Genomic DNA, 21652 nt, shown 5'->3' with positions numbered 1-21652 from the left:
TTCTTAGCTTCTTTTTGATTATAGACCTTTGTATAATAAGTAAATAATCTTTGCAGCCGCTGCTCTTGTTGCATTATCGATTGGCGCGAACATATTGCCGCCTACACCGTTAATAATATTAGCCTGCTGCATAATAGACACTGCTTCTGCCGCATAGGAAGCGATAGATGCATTATCCACAAATGTTTCTTTTTCATTCACCATTTCAAGCTCTACATTTGCAGCTACAGCAGCTCTATAAGCCATTACCGCCATATCCTGTCTGCTGATCTTGCTGCCTACGCCAAACTTGTTACCACCTATGCCGTTTATAACGCCTGCTTTTTGAGCAGATGCTACATACTTGGCATACCAAGCTTTTTGGTCTACATCACTTAATGATGTTTTCGCTGTTTCATCCATCAAACCAAAGGCTTCCACAATCATCTTAGCAAATTGTTCTCTAGTAACATTGCTGTTAGGATCAAACTTGCCATCTCCTACACCACTGAGGATCTCTCTTCCTGCAAGTGCTTCAATATAAGTTTTCGCCCATGATACTGTCGACAGGTCATTGAAAGTAATATCCGCTTCCATTACGGTATACTTACTAAAGTGATCTGTTGTAAATGTAACTTTTCCAGTAGCAGTATCATACTTGCAATTCTTTACTACTTCTAATTCACCATTATCATTGATATAGTAAATCACGATCTTATCAGGGTCTTCACCAGCCGCAAGCTTATAATCTACAGAAATCTCTACCGGATTTTCTCCTGCAAACTGACTTACTTTCTTTCCGTCTACCGAAAGGTTAAAATCATATACAGGATGGTTTCCAACTTTTGCTGCAACTTCTTCAGACAAAGCATCTTTATCAACAGCAGCAACGGACACTTCCACATCCTTAGATCCGGAATTCACACTGCCCTGTAATGCATCGGGTGCAATGGCTATAGTTGCAATACCGGTATCTATCGCAATCCTATCAATATCATTGTTCTTTGCAAAGTCCAGAATATCCGCAGGGATTTTAGCCGCTACTTCTTTAGCTCCTGCAACATCCGGTACTTCAATCGTTACAATCCTCTTGGCCGCAGCATCGATGCCTTCAGCCTTGGCTTGTTTTTCCAACGCTTCTGCAACCTTTGCCGCATTCTTTATAGCTGTTCTTAATGCTTCTTCTTGAACCTCAAGCATTGCCTTAGTTCCTTCAACTGTAACGTCTTTACTGTCCACAGTTATTTTTGCAGCAGCTCTTACTGCATCTTCGATGGCTTTCTTCGCTGCGGTTTTTACATCTTTATTAGCAGACTGACTGCCTATCACCTTATCTAATGCAGCAGCGCCATCTTTAATAGATTGGTCTGCATCTCCTGTTTGTTGCGTGGTCTTAGTTGTCGATGCACCGCCACCGCCACCGCCGCCGCCTGTGGGGCTGTCATTGTCATCATCCTTGCCGGTATTGATAGTTCCTTCAAAAATTGAGCCATTATTCTTTAAGAATAATTTGAAAGCTGCTACTTCCGAAGGCTGAGCATTCACTAATTGTTCCGCATAACTTAACAGTTTATCAAAATGTGTATCCCCAGTATATCCGTTGATCTTGTTTGCTAGGGTTTCAACACAATCAACCAATGAAGACACTGTTGATTTAACAGATTCATAGCCTTCCATCTTGAAGTCTATTTTAGAAGCATCACTGCTGTCGTTAAAAGCAATAGGCCCCGTCATTGATGTTACCGTTGAAAGTAACTTTACAATGAATTTTAGTCCTGTATCATTGGTTGGATTACCAGTTACTTCTCCGTTGATTGCTGCTGCAATATTGGTAAAACCAGTAGCATTGTTTAAAGATGTTGGAAGCCCCTCGTTAATCGCATTCTCAATCACTAGTTTTTTAGCCGCTGAATACGGTACATAAGCTTCTAATGCTTTCCGCGCATCGGTCGTACTTACTGAATCTAATATATTACAAGCCTTACTTACCAATTCCGGTGTCACGTATACGGCTCCGTATACGGCTCCATATACTGTAGAATCAACCGTTCGAAGCGGAGTTAAAACTTCTGCAACAAATTGACTTCTCTCTGCATCCGATAAACTTAGTGCCTCAATCATCACCTTTTGGAACGGATTCAAATCAGGTTTAATGATTACCGTATACTCTATCAAGGCTTGGGCACTATTCTTTTCTACTCGTAGGGTTAACGTTCCTGTCACTTGTGCATCACTATAAGCCGGTCTCGCAATCACTTTTGCAGTATCTGCTCCAGACCCTGCCCCTTCTATAGCAAGCATACCGCCTGCTAAGGTAGTGTTCGCCCAATACACTCCCAAATCGGCTGCAACCGGTTTAGTAATCGTATATGGGAGCGCTTCGTCACTATAGATGACAATCTCACGATTAACAATAGATGCGGCAAATGCATCTACTGCTGCTTGGTCTGCTTCATCAGCAGCTGCTTGTGCAGCGTTTAATGCGCTTACCTTTGCATCAAGGTCTGACAGTGCAGCCGATAGCGTATTCATGGCTGCTACTACTCCCATAGAATCGGTCATCGCATCAATTTCAGCATCCGTTTTATTCGCTGCGTTTACTGCTGCTATTGCAGCTGTTACTTCCGCTTTTGCAGCTATTACCTCTGCTGCCGGATTGGTTGCAGCTGCTATCGCCGTATTAGCTTCATATACTTTTCCTGCTACTGTTGCAGTCACAGTTTTAAATGCTGCTTGTGCTTCTGCAAGATTCATTGCTGCATCCGCTGCCGCTTGTGCTGCATTTAATGCTGCTACCTTTCCATCAAGATCTGACAATGCACTCTCTAATGCGGTTTTTGCCGCTGTTATGTCCGCTACCACTGTCATCGCATCAATTTCAGCATCCGTCTTATTCGCTGCGTTTACTGCTGCTATTGCAGCTGTTACTTCCGCTTTTGCGGCTGTTACCGCTGCTGCTGTACTGGTTGCCGCTACTATCGCGTCATTTGCAGCTTGCAGCTTCTGAGCTACTGTTGCAGTTACAGCTTTAAATGCGATCTTTGCATTCTCCAACGCATTAGGATCTTCTTGTACGGTAATAACACCATTTTGAGGTGTGATATCAATAGTAGCTACATTTTCATCATTAAATAACGCATCTTCTATTACCAATGCGATATCTCCAGCTGCAGCGTCGGCTTTGATATCAAAACTAACTGAAAATAAGGTTCCTGCTTCAGAAAGCGCCTCTGATCCTGCCCAACTAAAACGCAATTCGCCGTTTGAGGCATTGTTAAGATTTTTAGTGACAGATGTAATTCCATTTGTTACACCCGTTGCTAAGACTTTTGAAGCATCATAGGTAATATCAAACTGATATCCTGCTATTCCTGCGGGGGAAGAAATAGATACCGGTATAGTTACAGAACTGCCTGCAACACCAATGGCACTCCCTACTGATACTGTTCCTTGTGCCGCAAAAGCTGCGGGTACTGTTCCAAAAATCAAGCAAAATGTAAGAATGATTGCAAGAACTTTTGACATGATTTTTGAGCTGTTGCTTCTTTTCTTGTTCATAAACATCCTCCCGTTATTTTTTTGTTGTCGCCTGCAATCTGCATTTGCATGATTGTTTTGCCTTTGATAAGGCTGGTTGGTTAAGCACTCAAATATATATCCTATTGTCCATTCACCTCCTTTCATTTTATAGTACTGAGTACGTCTTGTCCTACACATCAGATGTTTTTACTTGAGTATCTCACCTCATAAACTATTGCTTGATAATTGTCCCATGAATTAGGAATTTCTTAAATATTATAGCATATTTTTCTATAATAATAAATAATTTTTCATACTTTCTATAAATTTTACAGTATTTTTTGTTTGCATATTTGCAGTGAGCAATTCTATTATTTTCTTAGAAGGCTGTCTCGAAATAGAACCAAATTCTTTCTCGAAACAGCCTTCTTTTAGTGTTCAGCAGTATTACTGCATTTGCACAGGGAATAGCTCAATAAGCCCTACAACCTTTCTAAGTATAAGTGTTGCATCCCCCGCTGTAATTCTTCCATCTCCATTTACATCTGCTGCAATCTGCTGCGCATCTGTCAATGCAGTTAACCCTACCACAGCCCTCAAAACAAGAGTGGCATCTCCTGCTGTCACTCTTTCATCTTCATTCAAATCACCGTATACTATGCTCGTATCCGATGATCCTACTTCGCTATCCTCTTTTACTTCAAACGCCTTCTCATTAAAGTCCGCATTCTGTATTGTGATGGTTGTTTGCCCAACATTACCAATCGGTCTGAAAGATAGGTCCAACATCTTTTGACTGTCCGTAATGGCTTGAACGCCTGCAAGTGCAACCTTAATGACGCCAGGTGTATTCGTGTTCACCGCCATTACAAAGTCATTGGCCGCTGCTTTTTTTACGTCTAAAACCTGCAATGCATCGGCATCATAAGCAAGCGTTAGGTCAAGCGCGTACAACTTTTCTTCACCCATATTTACATTTAACGGTACTGTAAAGTCAGCATCCTGCTGTATTTCTACATCTCCAAGTTCTATTTTTAAAGATGATATATTTTGTATAGCTGTTTCGTCATCGGACCAGTTGCCTGTGACATCTCCTATCAGGATTGCAGTAAAGTCTTGATTATGATAATCGGCATTTACATTGCATTCTCTCTGCTCCGGAACAAACGCCCATACCCTTCCTCTTCCCGGAAATGGCAGCTGCCTCAAATCTGCAGCTTTCTCTAACACATAGGAAGCATCCATCGCATTTACTTGGCCATTATGATCCACATCCGCAGCAATCTGTTGATTTGCATCTAATGCCAGCAACCCCGCAGAGCTTTGCAGAATCAATGAAGCATCATATGAAGTAATCCCGACCGCTTCATCTTCTTTCTCCGCTGTCAGCACATATGTGCCTTCTACCACACTATTCATTAAATAGCTGCCCGAATAATCAGTAATGCTTGTGCAGCTGTGATCTCCGTTTAATTGGAGATTTACACCCCCTACTGCTTTACCATCTTTATAATAGTAAACTCTTCCATCTATCGAATACGTATCCGAAAGGTTGAAACTTCCATCCGCCTTATTTGCCGGGATGTTTCCGGCATTTAACTGTATATTTTCCAGTGCCAATGCCGACATTGTTTTACTTGTATCCAATACTTTGAAGTCGATATTCACAAGGGTCCCCTCCCCTGAGACCGCCATGCTGGAAGCCATCGAGAGTTTTACCTGACCCGGTGTAAGTGTGTTTTCAGCTAGAGTGAACTTATTTGTAATGCTTCCCAGTGAGACATCCTGGAACTGCAGTAAATCGGCGTCATAAGTCAACGTCATATCTACAGACCTTAATCCGGTGATATTGCTGATGGATACCGGAACTCGGACGATGCTTCCACGGTTGGCGTTCACTTTAGGAATACTCACGTCCGCACTCCCGCTTCTATAGGTAAACGCCTGAAGCAGCGTATACTTGTTCTGGTCGGAATTAGTTACCGTGACATCCACTACGGCAGGATAATGTGCCGGTGACACAGCAGTCATACGCGTAGCACTTTCTACATGCACATCCGAAGCTGGTGCGGTATCAAACAGAACACTTGCCCCTTCCTTAAAGTTGGTCCCTGTAATAATGACAGATATTCCTCCCGACTCCGCTCCTTCTTTAGGGGTTATGGATGTAATATGCGGAGCATCCAAGATTACGATCTTATGAGGCATATCTGCACTTCCGTCTCTGATAACAGAAACCCCATCGGTCACTTCAATGTAATACTCAATACCCGGCGCCTGTACCAGCGTGCCTTCTAATGTCACAGAATAACGATTGTCGGTGGTCTTAACCATTGCACGCTTTTCATATGTTTCCGTACCTATTTTCCGGTAATAAAAATCCGCGCTCTGTACTTCTACATTATCCGTTACATCCGCATAGATCTGCAAAGGCAATCCAACTGCTGCTTCTGTTGCAGGCTGGTGACCGATTGCCGGCTGTACGGTATCTAAGGCAGCTGCCAATGCAATATTAGAATAATCCGATTCAGAAAAATCTGTTTTTACAACAGTAAATTTATAATAGTAAACTTTGCCCGGTTCCACCTCTGTATCTTCAAATGTTTTTTGGTCTGCCGTGATCAGAGAGGTATTCACCCTCGTGTAACTGCCGTTTTGAGTTTCACTTCGATATAGATTATATCCTGCCAATAAATCAAAATCATCCTGGGTCCAGCTCAATATAATCTTACCCTCAGCACCTTCCGCCTGCAGGTTCATCGCTTCACTGCCCGAAGTCAGAATTTCAAATCCGAACCTTTCGGAATCATTTCCGGTAATCAGCCATGGATCATCGTCCGCTGCAGCACCCGCTACCCGGAAATACTGGTATCCATCGCCGGTAAGAGGGTTAATATCGATGCTGCCTGTCCAAAGTCTCGCCGTCTGCCAGTCTCCATCCACCATATAGTCGGTATAAGGCATATCCGGCCCAAAGGATACCTGGGGCTGAACCGACATATCCATATCCCGGTTGAAGCATACATTGACCACTGCCGTTTCAGCACCCACACGTTCAGCCCGGTCCTGCTCCTGCGTTGACAGATAGATATCGGTCACAAAAGGATAGGCGCTTTCCGGTGGTTGTGTAAGGATAGGCTCGTAAATAATCTTACCCGTATTAAAGTCATCGCTGTAGTCAACCATTGCTTTATCTAAAATCGTTTTGGATGTAGTCCCCCAATAGTTGTTGGATAAGTAGGTGTTAACATCCCTGTCTTGCACACTGAAAAATCTCATCCAATGTTCAACATGAGGATCTTTCCAGTTATTTAAGAGGGCATTATTCTTAACGGTACTGAATGTCCCATCTTCTAACATCTCATTGCGGGCAGCATCTAATTGTTCTTGCGTATAGCTGCCTGGCAGCTCAAGGATAAACGGATAATAAAACCTTGAATATGTCTGCCATTTTCCGTCATAGTCCATTATCACGTAATCTGCATCATTCTCAGAACCCTCTTTATTATCCGGTTCTCCATCACCCCAGTTTGTATAGGCTAGTACTTCACCACTTGTCCACACCATGGTTCCCTCTTGAGTTAAATCATTTAGCCCAAGAGTTGCCTGATTAAAATACCCGAAAGATGAAATCTCCAAACCCGGATAAGTTTGCTTGAATAGTGCTTCATTTCTTTTACTATTAAAATAGTTCTTTAAGAATTCATTTTCACCACTGTCATTGATGCTGACAATATGGCCTCCCAATTGGTTTGCAAAGAATTCTGCAAATTGGAATCTTTGCCGATAAGTACCCTCTATATCCTTTACACTAATGATACAATAGGTTTTTCCATTATATTGTTCAGGATAGACCATCCGTACCGTCTTTTCAGGATTAATCCCATACGCAAACTGGTTGCCCTTTGATGCCCAATATATTTCGTTACCACTATAATCTGTACTAACCTTATAGTTCTTTAAATAAACATTATTCTCTGTGTTTTTGCTGTTCATTAGGTATACGCACGAGTCAAACAGATTGCCGACGGCTTCTCCTTCAATCCTAAGCCTTTGGTAATCACTAACAGCATCGCTGTTGCCGTAATTCGTACCTAGCTGATAGAAATAAGAATTTGAAATTCTATCCGCTTTTACTACAGGCCCATAATAAGCTATAGTTTGTATCTTCCCCTCTGAGGAATATCTGTTTATAATCCTATCATATAAATCCTGACTAAAGTAAGTATGATCGATCTTATTCACTGCCAATCGAGGGTTCATAACCTTCGCATAATTCAATTCCGCATATCCGTTAAGACTACTATTAATATAGCCGGTATACTCCATGATTCCTGTAGAATAAATCCTGACCTCATATCCGGGATACAATGCCCCGGCAAAGATCTCTACCGGTTCTTCCGCTGTTCCGTTGACCAGGAACTTTCCTTCCACCTGCAGATATGGCATTTGCTGCTCGGCATATGGGTCGGAAGGATCCGCACTCCAGAATTGGATCTGCGTGCCAGGTTCTACCGTAACCGTAGTCCCTTCTTCAATTAACACATTATTAGGTAGCAGCCAGTAGTCGTCCTTGGTAAGTGTCATGTCCTGGCTGATGATGGAAGGAAGCCCCCGACCACGGCGGACCATAATACTAAATCCGCTTTCTGCAGTGTAAGTATTGTTATCACCGGCATCAAAACCGTTCTTTGCGGTAATGGTAACGTTGATGGGTATAATATGATCATTGGGAGTATTCTGCGCAAGCTTGATGGTAAAAGGAAGATTTACCCCGGTCACTGCACCTTCCTCATCCCAAAGCAGTCCATTATCATCCACCGCAAAATTGCCTACTGCACCGTAATTTACCGTATCATTGATCACTGTGACATAGGGGTCATCTATACCCGCAGACGACTTTGTATCGATAGTAACCTGGACATCCTCTGCTTTCCCCCATTGGTTGCGGATGACCATTCCTATATTTATCGTTTCCCCTGCATCCGCCACACCATCTCCATCGTTGGCATCATTTATATCGGTGGTGTCGAATAAATAATGCTCCATATAACTCAAACTTGGCTTAGGAGTATTTGTTAACGCCTGGTAGGCATTTACTTCGTAATAGTTAATAGGCGGTTTGTTGGGACTATAAGTTATACCTTGCTTCATCTCTCCGGCACATGCCAGTTGTCCCATGATAAACCTTGAAGAGTATAAAGATTTGTTAGAGAATTTCGAACGAACTAATGCTGCAATACCCGATACTACCGGTGCAGCCATGGACGTCCCGCTCCATTTTGCATATCTCCCATCAGGCAAAGTACTAAAAATATCTACTCCGGGAGCCATTAATTCATATTCACTCGCATTTTCCGGGGTTACATCCCAGTTTGAAAAAGACGCCAGATAATCTCCATTGGATTTTGCCGCAGGCTCTTCTGCCATCACCCCCAAAACCCAATTATATGCTGCAGGGTACATGGGTGCGCCAATCCATCCTGCTACTGACTCATTGGGGGTTCCATCATTCCCTGCCGCTGCAATTAACACAGAAGTACCAAATGCCGTCTGCAACGCATCTTCTTCTACTACCGAACGCCCATAACCGCCGAAACTCATATTAATAATATCTGCTCCTTTATCAACGGCATAATTGATTGCCTGCGCTATATCGGAAGCAGAAAGGCTGCCGCTGGATTGCGCTGCTTTGATTGCCATAATTTGAACATTGTAGGCTATACCGGCACCGCCTACTCCATTTTTAGCCTGGGACGCAATAATTCCAGCTACGTGTGTTCCATGTCCATGGTCATCCATAGGGTCTCCCGACTCACCGGCATATCTGTTTCCTACTGTTGATGCTCCATGAATATCATCTATGAATCCGTTATTATCATCATCGATGCCATTATCAGGGATCTCTCCAGTGTTAATCCACATATTGGCCTCTAAATCCGGATGATTGTAGTCCACGCCGGTATCAATGACCGCCACTACAATATCGCGGCTTCCGCCGGGCTCTATCCCTTCTTGCCCTAAGTAGTTCCAAGCCTGTTTTATGCCCAACTTCTCAAGGTACCACTGCTGACCGTACCCCTCATCTGTTGTTATGTCCGGAAGCTCCAACTCGGATGTATTCCGGATATAGTCCGGTTCTGCCATGACTACACCCGGTTCTTTTGAAATCATCTCCGCCGCTTCCATAACATCGGCACCTTCTTTTAAAGTGGCTTTGTACCACGTCCCGCCGGTCTGCTTGGATGAGTCCGCCTCCATCACATAAAGCTGCCCTGCGTGCTTACCATTATCGGTAAATAAAGGCTCCATCTCCAGTACGCCTTCATCCGAGAATTGGGCACCAAACGTGCCATATGTAGACCCTTCTGTTCCGCTTGCCGTATCTTTCATTTTAATCAATAAGCTATTGCTTTTATAGTTTTGGCGCTGCTGTTTTTCTTCCGCTGCCTTCGTACTCTCTTTGTCCTTAAAAGGCTCATATGCATGCTTTTGTTCACTACTCGTCCCATGATAAGGGCCATATGTGATCTTTGGTTTTTCTTGTGTGAGTGTCTGATCCTCCGCCCCAATCTGTCCATTTGATACTGCTGTGTCTTCCCTCGCAAACGATATCTCGGAAAAGATTGAAAACATGACCATACACGCTAACAACACAACGGATATCTTTTTGATAGTTCCTCTAATCATAGATCTTCCCCCATTCTAAGCCGCATTTTTCAATGTAAATATTATGTATTTTATATAACTTACTCCAATGATTATATATAATTACTGTCGATATGACAAATTTTTTGACAACAGTTATCAGTATTTATCTTTTTGTTTCAATATTTTTTATTAAATTTCCACATTTTTCATTAATCGCCCACTAATTTTTCATGCTCTTTAACACAAAAACACAAAAAGGTTTAACACAAAAAAAGAGCCTAGGATTGCTCCTACACTCTCGAAAGGCTTTCTCCATATATTTTTTGATTGCCTCGACTAAAGACTGGTTTATAATATTGTACTAAAAACGGGTCTGCCCATGGACAGACCCGTTTTTAATTATTTTTTAGATTAGTTAGATTCTACCGGAAACTTCGTAATAAGTCCTACGACTTTTCTCAGTACTAATGTAGCATCTCCCGCCGTTATCTGCCCATCTCCACTCACATCTGCTGCCTGTGTTTGTGTGGCACTAAGTGTTGCCAGTCCTACGACGGATCTTAAGATCAACGTTGCATCCCCTGCTGTGATCTGCCCATCTCCACTTACATCACCATATGTTACTGCCGGCGCAATTTGGATGGTATATGTCTCTGTATAAACATCCGATTGATTTCCTGCCGTATCTATCCCTATAAACTTTAATGTAGTGGTATCACTGATGGTGATAGAGCCGGTATATAAAGTACTTGTAGTTGTCGGTTCGCTTCCGTCAAGCGTGTAGTATATGCTTCCCGGTTCAGATATTGTTAATGTGACCTGCTGCGCACTATTGTAAGTAGCTCCTGCAGGCTGAGCCGTCACTTCCGGACTCTCCGTATCCGGTGCTGTCTGTGTACTGAAACTAAATGTATAGTATTGATTCAAAGCTTTATCCGTCTTATCTTTAATAGTGTTTTTCAAAACTACATTGTAAGTTTCATCCCCAGCAAAGACTGCAGTCGGTGTAAAGATCACCTTTGTATCTCCCTCTGCAAAGGTTATTGTTCCATCTACTGCTTGGTCGCTGCTATCCCTTACAACGAAGGACTCTGCAGTGATTGTGGTTGTATCCATTGACTTATTAAACACAACTGTAACCGGCGTATTCACCGCAGCGGCACTTCCGTCCGTAGGTGTCGTACTTTGAACCATCGGGCTCTGAATATTAACTAACCCAATATTAACATCCTCTCTTGGCGGCGGAATAATGATGGTACTATTTCCACCCGCATCGGAATATTTAGGATCAAATGTTGTTGCATAACTCTCATAGCCTTCCTTTTGTACTAATACGCGGTAAGTACCTTCCGGCACCATCCATCCGTATTTTCCTTCATCATCGGTAAGCTGCGGGTTCACCTGCCCATAAGCTTCCGCATTCCACTGCACCCATGCTCCATCTACAAGCTGCTCGCAGATTGCGGTAGCTCCCTGGATTCTCTCACCGGTATACGCATCATATACATATCCGCTCGGGTCAATCAAGATGGTTAACTCTCCAACGATAAACTCAACCCAGAATTCTCCATACTTAATTCTAATGATGAGCTGCTGTGTTCCTGTTCCAGACCATCCTGTAATATCTCCTTTCCAGTACCCTTCGTCATCCAATGTTGCCGGATAACTATTGCCTAAGAATACATACTCGACTTGATCACCGGCATAAGTATTGGATAGTTTAACTCTTGCTTCTATCGGCTTCCCTTGCATCTGAGAATTTACCCATACCGAAAATGCCGCAATGCCGGTATCCCTGTTGCGCCCTATGTTCTGACCGCCCGAAGAGGTCAAGATAATATCCTGCACTTCTATGGCGCTATTCTTAACTGTTACCGGTACGCTTGGCGATAATCCGGACATTGTCCCCTTAGTCGCCCTTGCAACCAAATGATACGTCTTATCACTTCCATCCAGCGGTGCCGGTAATTGGATCTCTGTAGAATACCATTTTCCATTCGGCGCTGTCACGGCAAATACTTCTTGCGTATCCCTATCCATAATCACAACTTTCGAACCTTGGGTAGCTTCACCATATACTCTAAAGCTTTTACTCTTAGTCCTGTCTGCTTCATCTATACCCACTTGTTCCGGCGCATTTAAGGTAGCACTTACAACCGCTACCTCTGCAAAGCCAATGACTGCGGTATTGCCGTCAAAATTTGCATTTGCGGAGATTACCACGGTATCTCCAACATAATCTTCATCTACCCTTAACATAAATGTCATATGTCCGCGGTCGGCGTTATCTTGTGAGCCATTTGCACTTAATGAAGAAACTGTTTTGGTAACGGTTTGCCCATTTGCAACGGCTCCATCAGTTAAGCTGCTTGCAATAACGGATGTTCCTTCCGGAATGGTCGCTTCTATCGTTACATCCTGTAATGATGCTGTACTGGCATTATGATAATTGACTTCCGCCGTGATGTTTCTGCCTCTCTGTATGGTCGTGACATCGGTTATGACAGAGTTATGGCTGCTGTCAAACGTATACGCATACCCATAAGGTGTTAAACTTAGATCAGTAACAAAGCCCTTCTGATCTATGACATCTTGTTGTGTAATGGTTACCGTCTCTTGTTTTGTATAATACCCAGGTGCCCATGCACTAATGGTATGGGTGCCCGGTCCGAATACATACCCTAAGCTATAGTTACCGGCACTATTTACGGTTGTACTGTGATATTCTCCCATATCTCCGCCATAAGTGCTTATGCGTGCATCGGACAGTGTGTTTCCAGCATTATCTGTCACCTTACCTTCAATTTTAGCACCATCTGCTAGAACAAAATCTATATTGCTTGTACCGGAAGCTACCTGTTCATATTTTGATTGGAGCGGCACACCGGCAGTGCTGGGCAATATCGCAACAGTATATGTCTCGGTATTGCTTTTCGGAACATTAAACGTAAAGGTTCCGTCCGTCTGCGACTGCGCCCACTCATAACGGCTGCTGCTGTATGCCTGTATTTGTACTCCGGAAACAGGCGCTCCTTCTTTCGTCACCGTTCCGGTAATTGTTTCAAACACCGGTACCGTATAGGTTACTTGCTTATTCTCACCGGCACTGTCTATACGTATAGTATTATCATAATCATTGTATGAGTTGTAATAGAGATAAACGTCATACAACATCCCTATCGGGACGTCTGCAAATACAATTTGACCGCTTTCATCGGTTTGTCCTGAATAATACAAGTATTCCTGCCACTTGCTTATATTGATCCATGCATTAGGCACTAAATTGCCTTCTTCATCCCGGACAGTCACTGTTAATGTTCCTCTGCCGCTATAGCTGTCATTTAATGCAAAATTCAAGCCTGATAGATCCTGGCCATCTACTGTTAGTTGCTGCTCCGTTGCTCTGTACTGTCCCCATGAATAAGCATATAGTGTATAGGTGCCATTTGGTATTCTTCCCAAGTCAAATTGACCTTGACCAGTGGTATATACACCTCTTACAATCTGCTGTTCTCCGGTATCGGACATCTTTCTGAGTTCAACATAATGATATGGAACATTATTGCTTCCTGCCGTTAATATCCCATCAACATTGACCAGTCTACTCACAGTCATGCTTGCAGCAGCCGATTCAGCAGACTTATTCCCCGCTAGATCAATAAAGTATATTTTAACTGCATCAGCACTTGCAATGGTTTTTGCTATCCTAATATTGCTTCCAAATAAATAATCATTTCCCAAACGGTCGGCATAGGAAAGCTTATAAATTCCCAACACCGTATCCCCTGCATAGAAGGTTGCATATGCATATAGATTTCTTTCCTTTGCTAAAGCTGTTAAATATACATAGCCTTCTTCATCTACCTGTGCTGATGACTCCCCGTTTAACTGTACATTCAAAGGTGCTTCAGGCACTATGGTATCCAGATAGATGCTTTGACTTAACACTTCGGATTCCAAGCCCTCATTGTTCTTAAACTGAACGAATACTGTCTTTTGACCGTCACCCTCGGACAGCTGCCACTGTTTAACCGTTTGAACCGAATTATACGAAGCTGCTGCAAGTGCCTGCTGAGAATCCGCCACTCTAAATAGCTGGTATCCCGCAGCATCGATATTCAATGTAACATTCCGATCATTCGTATATCTCGCTCCCTGATTGATCTTTACTTCAGGTGTCCCTATTGTCTCTCCGTTAGTTTCAACGTATAAATAGGCATTCCCGATTGTACTTCCATCCATTTCAATATACGCATGATATGAACCATTCGTAAGCATGTCGATAGCAGTCTTGGGTATTTCAAGATTACCATTTTCATTCGGCTGCCCTAAGCTAATGGTGGTTTGATAGCCACCCTCACCTTCACTATAGTAACTACCGTTCTTGTATTCATAATCGGATGAATATAAGACTGCTTGATAATTCCTTCCGGACCCCATGTTCCCACCTGTAAAGAAATAGGTTGGTTCAGGATCATCATTATGCCAGGAACGCATGGTTCCACGAATATAGGGATGTCGAATAGCATAGATGGTCTTAGTAACCCCTGTGGGTACTCCGTCCTGTAATAATTGAAGGATATACGTTCCTTCATGCATTCCGGCGCCGATATTAGCCCTCATCCACATATACCGATTATCATCTTCTATCTGTATACTGCTGGGTGCAATCTCGACAGGGATAATGTTTGCGGCATCTTTCAAGTCGATCAATCTAAACCCTAATGCATCCGTATTAATATTAAGCACACTTTCTAGCGATATATATATCGGCGACTGCTGGTTAACAGATATCAGCGTTTGTACACCCACCCAACAGTTCGGCAGTCCTGTTGCCATAACGGAAGACGAACCTCCTATTTGTTCGTATGCATCATCTTCTTCATATAAATACAAAACATATATACGGTACATCTTCCGTTCTTCCAATGGAGATGCAAGCCTGAAGCTGCCAGCATACTCTTGCGTAGCTCCATTTGCCGATGGGGAAATAATAATATCTGCTTCATCTGCAATTGCCGCTACATTATCATTGTCATCGCGCAGCTCAATTCTCATCTTACTGAGATCAGCATTCATTACTTCACTCATCGTAAATCGTACCTCTGACAAACCGGTTGAGATAATGTTCATATAACCAAAATCCGGATTTTCCGAATAAGTTGCGTCTTCGAAATCCACATCACCCACTCGGACATCGGATACTACTGCTACCGTACGGTTATAGATGTCATAGTAGTAATCATCACTATAAGTGTTTATAGGCTGCCCATTGATTCTTACGTTATATGCGTATCTGATATCCTCATTCACAGGTTCGGTAAGCGCTATCTTTCCTGTAACAGTATATACTTTATCCCCATCTATTGTATAAGGACTATCGATCGATATCGTGTCGGGACTCATTGTTCCCACTACATTCTGACTGGACAGCACCGGAGGCGACTCCACCATATTCCATCTATCGATAAGGTCCACTTCTATACTACTAGTTTCATCTATAGAAGCACCCCTTATTTCCAACGTCGCTATATACTCTGTGACTCCTGCAGGCAGCTGTTGAGGACTTGCATAATAAAGCTGCGAAACACTTGAAGAGCTAAAACTATAGTTCCCATAGGTAACATACTCATCATACCTGCCGTTATTATAGTAGAGATTAAAGTATCCGCTTGTAAGCCTCATCGGCTGTCCATCTTCACCAATAATGGAAAAGCTGATGGTTCCATCCGGATTTACGATACCATAAGATCTGAAATTTTCTGGAGCATATTCCCAAGAGTAATCCCTTAAGTCTAGGATATATTCTTCTCCGATATTAAAATTAACCGTCTTAACGATTAACCTGCCGGTATTCATCTCATCGGTTTCTACGCCAATGACCCTCGGTTCGGTATCCGGAGAAATAAATGCCTCTTCAATATTGCTAACTACTTCCGGACCATCATTTACTATTTGCACAAAATATTGCTCACCGGCAATAATTTGCTGACCTGCTGAAATATTCATTCTATACGTGAGACGTGTGTAACCTGTTACCGCATCATATCCACCATAGTACTGGTAGTTTGCAATGCCGGAAGCCGCAACGATATTGTTAGCGCTGTCCAGTAAATTGATGGTTAAATGCTTTCTTGCCAGATTATACCCATTCACAAATAAATCAAAAGAGCTGGACCCGGGAATGAATGGTTTTATAGAACTGCCGTTTTGATATTCCTCTGCAACGCTAATGGAGGCTAGAATGGGGCTATCGGTGAATGTAAGCTTTGCTTCATCACCAAGACTGATCATCTCCTCATTCACTTTAAGATAGAGCTGATATTCCCCTGGACTGATTTCGTCCATCTTATGCAGAATCCCTCCATAGATAGTTGTACTGCCATTACCCCCATTATTTAAGTACAAATCGTCACCCTTTGAGGAGGCTTTATATGAAGTTCCGGCAATGATTTGATCATTATCATCAAGTAATACTAATTCAATAGCTTCGCGGGACAATTGCTGTTGTATTACAGTATTTTCCAATGTAATTTCATACTCTGAGCTATTAATCAGATAATACTTTTCAACCAACTCAAATACTACTTCTGAAGGCTCTGATGCAAATACCGCTTGTCCCGATTGGTCAAATGCTGTGACTGTTAACTGATAATTCCCCTCAAGATCAACAGGCATTTTTATAGATACAGCACCATCTTCATCGGTCTGCTTGGCTACTTGAGAATCAGTATCCGAATATGTCACGCTACTATTCTGGTTTTCCAGAGAAACAGTAAAGGATAAGTCTTTCACTTCTTCTTTGGTAAATCCCTGGATGGATACTTCAAAATCCGCAGGAGCGGTTTGATAGTATGTAAAATAATTATCAAAATAAATCTGTATTCCTTTTGCATTATATACGGCATTATAAACGGTGCTGTAAACAGCATCATTGACTGATGACGCTTCCAATGCCGACATTAACTGCAATTTATTGGATGTGCCTGTGGATAATTTTGACTTACTTACCAATGGAAAATTGACTACTTGTGCCTGATTAGACATAGTGACGTCCGGATTTGTCGAGTCCACCGAAAGTTCCTCTCTCAAAGCGTTTTGGGCATTCACTGCTGTACCAGGAGCTAACAGAGAAAATGCCATTACAAAAGCTAAAAAAAGCGAGAGAAACTGAGAGGACCATTTCTTTTTAACGTTCATTAAAATCCCCCTTTATCAAATTAATAGATGGTTTGGAAATCATTTCACATCTTTCTTGAAAATTATACCACACGCTTACATATTATTCAATATTACCCCAATTTTTTTGCATTGTGCTATATTAAATAGGGGCTCCACCTGATTTTCAGGTGAAACCCCTATAATCTTTTCCGTTTATTGCACTTCTACTGGAAACATCTGAATCAAACCTACTACATATCTTAAAATTAAAGTAGCATCCCCCGCTGTAATATTTCCGTCTCCACTGACATCGCCATATGTGATATCAAACGCAGTTTTAATTTCTTGGTTTAAGATCACATTACTATAACCTGCTGCTTCAACTAGTATTGAATATATTTTATTAGAAGTAGTAAATACACCTTGAATCGATAATAATTTTGCCAACTTCTATTGTATACTGTGTATCGGCGAGAACCATATCATCAACGGATATTTTAGTAATAGCCTCTCTCCATTGAGTGTTATCTGAAAATACGATCTCAATTGGTTGCCCAACAGTATTTTGCGTTGTATCAGCAGCTATTACAGGCGGTGTTAACTCCCCTTCCGTAATAAAGGATACACTAACCGATTCTTCCGTGCCTATGCTATCCATAATTATTATCGATATTATACTCCTGTGCTGATGAATAGACTTCTGCATAAACCGTTTTGCTACCATTTATAAAATCTACATCATCGACATCAAATTGTTGACTCATAACAAATGCCTCATTCATAGCTAGATTATCGATCATTCTTTGGCTGAAAATTGGTCCATTAAGATCATTCTCTCTAAAATTGACAGTCACATTATTTACCGGAATAGAACTTTTGTTTCGAACTTCAATATGAACGTCTCTTTTATCAAGATTTTCAGTTATATATATTTTTTCGACTGCAACATCTGTATATCCTACATTCGCAGAAACTATATTATCTGTAGTATCAATATCTTGTCCATCTGGTGGGATAAGTTTTACATATACATCATACGTTTTAGCTTCTGCAGGCACAATAAATTCAACATCTATCCTCTTTGTTTCACCAGGTTTAATTGGCTCAGGATATAATCACAGTATTATTTAATATTGCTTCTGAAAGTAATGGGTCACCAATATAAACCTCTGCATTCATACTTCTAACCGTCAATTCACTCTTATTTGTCACATCAAGCTGTATGACGAGGAGCATGTTAGGATAGAACTTTTCGTCTTCCCACATTAAATCCCCTTCAATAGATATGTAAGAAGGTATAATATTCATTAGACATAGATCACTCTGACCGTTCGTATAGTAAATGTCTTGATTCTCTCCAACGTTTTCAATTTTTTGTGCCCTATTATAAACCAATGATATAGAACCATCATTATTAAATGTCCCATCTGCATATAATATTCTTTTTCCTGATTTGGAAAGCTTAACCGCTTCACTCCACTCCCTTTTTGCCGTATCATATAAGGGGCTATTCATTTCAATATTTCCTTCTTGGTCCTGTTGCATCCATAGAATAGTTTTTCTGTTTCCTGATAAAATAATATTAAAATTATCCCTTAAACTCTCTTTCGATTCTGAAAAGATAAAAGATTGCGCTTCTGCAACAGTCTCTGAAAGAGATACTATATCATCAATAACCGAGATATTTCCATTATTAAACCAATATAGCGATGGCTTCCCATCCGTAAATTTACTGTACCATAACCGTTTTGAATATATACTATAGACGGTGATATATGATCACATCCATCGGCTGTTAAATTGATAAAATCTGAATACTCTGTAACCCTTTGTCCATTCTTGTCCAATACTTCAAATTCTATTGAAAACTCTTGGCCTGCAACTTGGTCATCAATAGTAGTAATCTTGATTTCATCAATTTTATCTAAAGTTTCTTGAGAAATTACAGTTATATCACTAGGACGATCCACCAAGTATTTCTGACAAGGATATCCATGCCATGTCGGAGTTGTAAAACCCTGAGCTCCTTCCATAAAGTATACAGTAAGATCAGAAGCTGTACCCTCAAATGCACCTGCTCCCAAGACTGGCGCATCTCCTTCAAAGTATGCACTGTTTAGGCTGCTGCATCCGGAAAATGCATATCCATAAATGTATTTTACACTGTTTGGTATCGTTACACTACTTAGACTACCGCAATCATAGAACGCCCAATCTCCAATGCTGGTTACACTATTAGGTATCGTTATATTCATTAAGTACTGTAAGTGAGAAAACGCATAATCTCCAATTTTTGTGACACTTACTCCATTTATAGAACTTGGAATAACCACTTCACTAGTCCTATTGATAATCTTATTGATTTATGTGAGTATTATTTGTACTTAGAAGAATCTTCTTCAGAATATCTGATAAAGCAAAATATGTGTTTCCAAATGATCCCTTTTGATATTCTTCATAAGATGCTCGTTGATTCAGATTATTTGGGCTTGTCTGAAAATCATCCTAAAATACAGAAGCTTATTCAGATTGCTTTAGATAGGGTTAATAATTATTACAATATAAAAAAAATCAAAATTCACTTATTTACAAAAAGAGGTCTGGAAGATTTTATTCGTACCCGCACGTTAACAGATCATCTTTACTGCTTCAGACCCTTTACCAAAGAAGAGATCAAGTACACTATTGAATTTATACTCCATCAGATAGAAACAAATCCATTTTTCAGCCTCTATCTATTGAAAGACGACTATTATATCGCAAATATCGAATATAACTACTATGAAAATCGCGTTTTACATTTTTTTGATTCGTGCTCTGGTTATAGTGAAGACTTTGAAGATGGTATTATTACAGCTGCTCCTATTATTAGTGCCTTTGATGATTTTATTAAAAACCAGTTAATTCCTTATCACACTTTACCGGTAGCAGAGACAATTATTTTTTTAAATGATTTACTTAAATTGTGCACTAAATCGTAGACAATTGTAGTCATCGGTGCGTCCAATAATTACATTGGTTAAAAATAGACAAAAAGAAGGCATAAGCAACCCAAATATGTTAGTTTTATATTGTCTAAAAATAAAAAAACAAAGATATTTGGGTTGCTTATGCCTGATATTACTATGAGATTATTCTATTTCGCGAGCTTAAGGATATTAAATATATCTTCTGTTGATAAAGGAACAAAAAACCCTAGCTTATCTCCGTTGGTCTTTTTACATTTTTGAGCCATTTCCTCCAACCTGTCGTCCGGAATATTCAGTCCTTTCAACGTAGTAGGAAGCCCTATTCCTTTAAAGAAATCTTCAAGCCGTTTAATCCCTTCCAATGCCGTTCTCTCAGGCGTTTCAAAGTCATACCCCACATTCCATACTCTTACCGCAAACTGCGCAAAGCGCTCTATTCTTTGCTTATAGATATACTTCATCCATGCAGGCAATATCACTGCCAGACCGGCACCATGAGCTACATCATATATACCGCTCAATTCATGTTCGATTTGGTGGGATGACCAATCTCCAATACGTCCGACTCCCAGCAGATCATTATGTGCAAGCGTACTTGCCCACATGATTTCTGCACGGGCATCGTAATTCTCCGGATTTTCCATTACCATCGGCGTATTCTTTATGACGGTTTGCAGCGCACCTTCACATAATCTATCGGTTAAATCCACATTCGAAACATTTGTAAAATACCTTTCCATGATATGCGCCATAATATCTGCCGCACCAGATGCCGTCTGATAAGGCGGAAGGGTATAAGTCAGTTCGGGATTCATAATCGCAAATACCGGACGATTGATTTCAACATTCAATCCACGTTTATACCAACCATCTTCATTAGTTATAACGCAGCTCTTGCTAGCTTCACTGCCTGCAGCCGGTATGGTAAGCACTACACCTACTTTCAGCACATTTTCCGGCACTGCTTTCCCTTCAAAGAAATCCCAAACATCTCCTTCATATGGGGTTCCCGTTGAGATGGCTTTTGCGGAATCGATTACACTTCCTCCTCCGACAGCCAATATAAAGTCGATTGCATTTTCGCGGCAAATCTTTATCCCTTCTTTTACAAGGCTTAGTCTTGGATTAGGCTGCACGCCGCTTAGCTCTATGTATTCTATACCTGCTTCCTGTAAAGACAAACAAATTGTTTCATAGAGGCCGGTTTTTTTAATGGAGCCTCCGCCATAGTGCAGCAAAACCTTACTGCTGTGCTTTTTGCATTCACTCCCTACTTTTTTTTCCGTTTCTTTACCGAATATTATCTTTGTAGAACTTAAAAATTGAAAATTCTGCATCATGCCAACTCCTTTACTACGTCATGTAATTTGTTT

General features: G+C 41.3%; 10 protein-coding genes. 1 reads left to right on the top strand and 9 read right to left on the bottom strand.

Annotated features, from left to right (window positions below; translation table 11 throughout):
- Positions 1-18: 18 nt before the first annotated feature.
- The 8 genes from QKW49_RS19140 to QKW49_RS19105 form a co-directional block, all read right to left on the bottom strand.
- On the bottom strand, positions 19-3537 hold the full coding sequence (locus tag QKW49_RS19140) for an S-layer homology domain-containing protein (protein ID WP_282864242.1): 3519 nt from the start codon (positions 3535-3537) through the stop codon (positions 19-21).
- Positions 3538-3945: 408 nt separating this feature from the next.
- Positions 3946-10188 carry a S8 family serine peptidase gene (locus tag QKW49_RS19135; protein WP_282864241.1) on the bottom strand — a complete coding sequence of 2081 codons (6243 nt, stop codon included), beginning with the start codon at positions 10186-10188 and terminating at the stop codon, positions 3946-3948.
- Between the two features lie 372 nt (positions 10189-10560).
- On the bottom strand, positions 10561-17349 hold the full coding sequence (locus QKW49_RS19130) for a carboxypeptidase regulatory-like domain-containing protein (protein WP_282864240.1): 6789 nt from the start codon (positions 17347-17349) through the stop codon (positions 10561-10563).
- 174 nt (positions 17350-17523) lie between these two features.
- A complete protein-coding gene (locus QKW49_RS19125) occupies positions 17524-17670 on the bottom strand; it encodes a dockerin type I domain-containing protein (protein ID WP_282864239.1) in 147 nt (48 codons plus the stop codon).
- A 43-nt stretch (positions 17671-17713) separates the two neighbouring features.
- Positions 17714-17968 carry a hemoblobin-interacting domain-containing protein gene (locus tag QKW49_RS19120; RefSeq protein ID WP_282864238.1) on the bottom strand — a complete coding sequence of 85 codons (255 nt, stop codon included), beginning with the start codon at positions 17966-17968 and terminating at the stop codon, positions 17714-17716.
- Positions 17961-18368 (bottom strand): hypothetical protein, encoded by a 408-nt coding sequence (locus QKW49_RS19115; RefSeq protein WP_282864237.1) that lies wholly within the window; start codon positions 18366-18368, stop codon positions 17961-17963. Before QKW49_RS19115 ends, QKW49_RS19120 begins: the two co-directional genes overlap by 8 nt.
- A gap of 46 nt (positions 18369-18414) precedes the next feature.
- Entirely contained in the window at positions 18415-18825 is a 411-nt protein-coding gene (locus QKW49_RS19110) for a hypothetical protein (RefSeq protein ID WP_282864236.1), read from the bottom strand.
- 146 nt (positions 18826-18971) lie between these two features.
- On the bottom strand, positions 18972-19643 hold the full coding sequence (locus QKW49_RS19105) for a leucine-rich repeat domain-containing protein (RefSeq protein ID WP_282864235.1): 672 nt from the start codon (positions 19641-19643) through the stop codon (positions 18972-18974).
- Between the two features lie 45 nt (positions 19644-19688).
- Here QKW49_RS19105 and QKW49_RS19100 point away from each other — a divergent pair, with 45 nt between their 5' ends.
- Positions 19689-20291 (top strand): hypothetical protein, encoded by a 603-nt coding sequence (locus QKW49_RS19100; RefSeq protein WP_282864234.1) that lies wholly within the window; start codon positions 19689-19691, stop codon positions 20289-20291.
- 155 nt (positions 20292-20446) lie between these two features.
- On the opposite strand, the gene QKW49_RS19095 is transcribed toward QKW49_RS19100, so the two are convergent.
- Positions 20447-21616, bottom strand: a complete 1170-nt coding sequence (locus tag QKW49_RS19095) for an iron-containing alcohol dehydrogenase (protein WP_282864233.1) — start codon at positions 21614-21616, stop codon at positions 20447-20449.
- Between the last annotated feature and the right edge of the window lie 36 nt (positions 21617-21652).

This window comes from Petroclostridium sp. X23 (genome assembly GCF_030013905.1).
Taxonomy (GTDB): Bacteria; Bacillota; Clostridia; order SK-Y3; family SK-Y3; genus X23.
The sequence above is the reverse complement of the archived record's forward strand: the minus strand, read 5'-3'. Positions and strand labels throughout refer to the sequence as shown.

What these genes read in the sequence shown, in the direction of transcription:
- QKW49_RS19140 (WP_282864242.1), bottom strand. Translation starts at nt 3,537, where the DNA reads ATGAACAAGAAAAGAAGCAACAGCTCAAAAATCATGTCAAAAGTTCTT.
- QKW49_RS19135 (WP_282864241.1), bottom strand. Translation starts at nt 10,188, where the DNA reads ATGATTAGAGGAACTATCAAAAAGATATCCGTTGTGTTGTTAGCGTGT.
- QKW49_RS19130 (WP_282864240.1), bottom strand. Translation starts at nt 17,349, where the DNA reads ATGAACGTTAAAAAGAAATGGTCCTCTCAGTTTCTCTCGCTTTTTTTA.
- QKW49_RS19120 (WP_282864238.1), bottom strand. Translation starts at nt 17,968, where the DNA reads ATGGATAGCATAGGCACGGAAGAATCGGTTAGTGTATCCTTTATTACG.
- QKW49_RS19110 (WP_282864236.1), bottom strand. Translation starts at nt 18,825, where the DNA reads ATGAATAGCCCCTTATATGATACGGCAAAAAGGGAGTGGAGTGAAGCG.
- QKW49_RS19095 (WP_282864233.1), bottom strand. Translation starts at nt 21,616, where the DNA reads ATGCAGAATTTTCAATTTTTAAGTTCTACAAAGATAATATTCGGTAAA.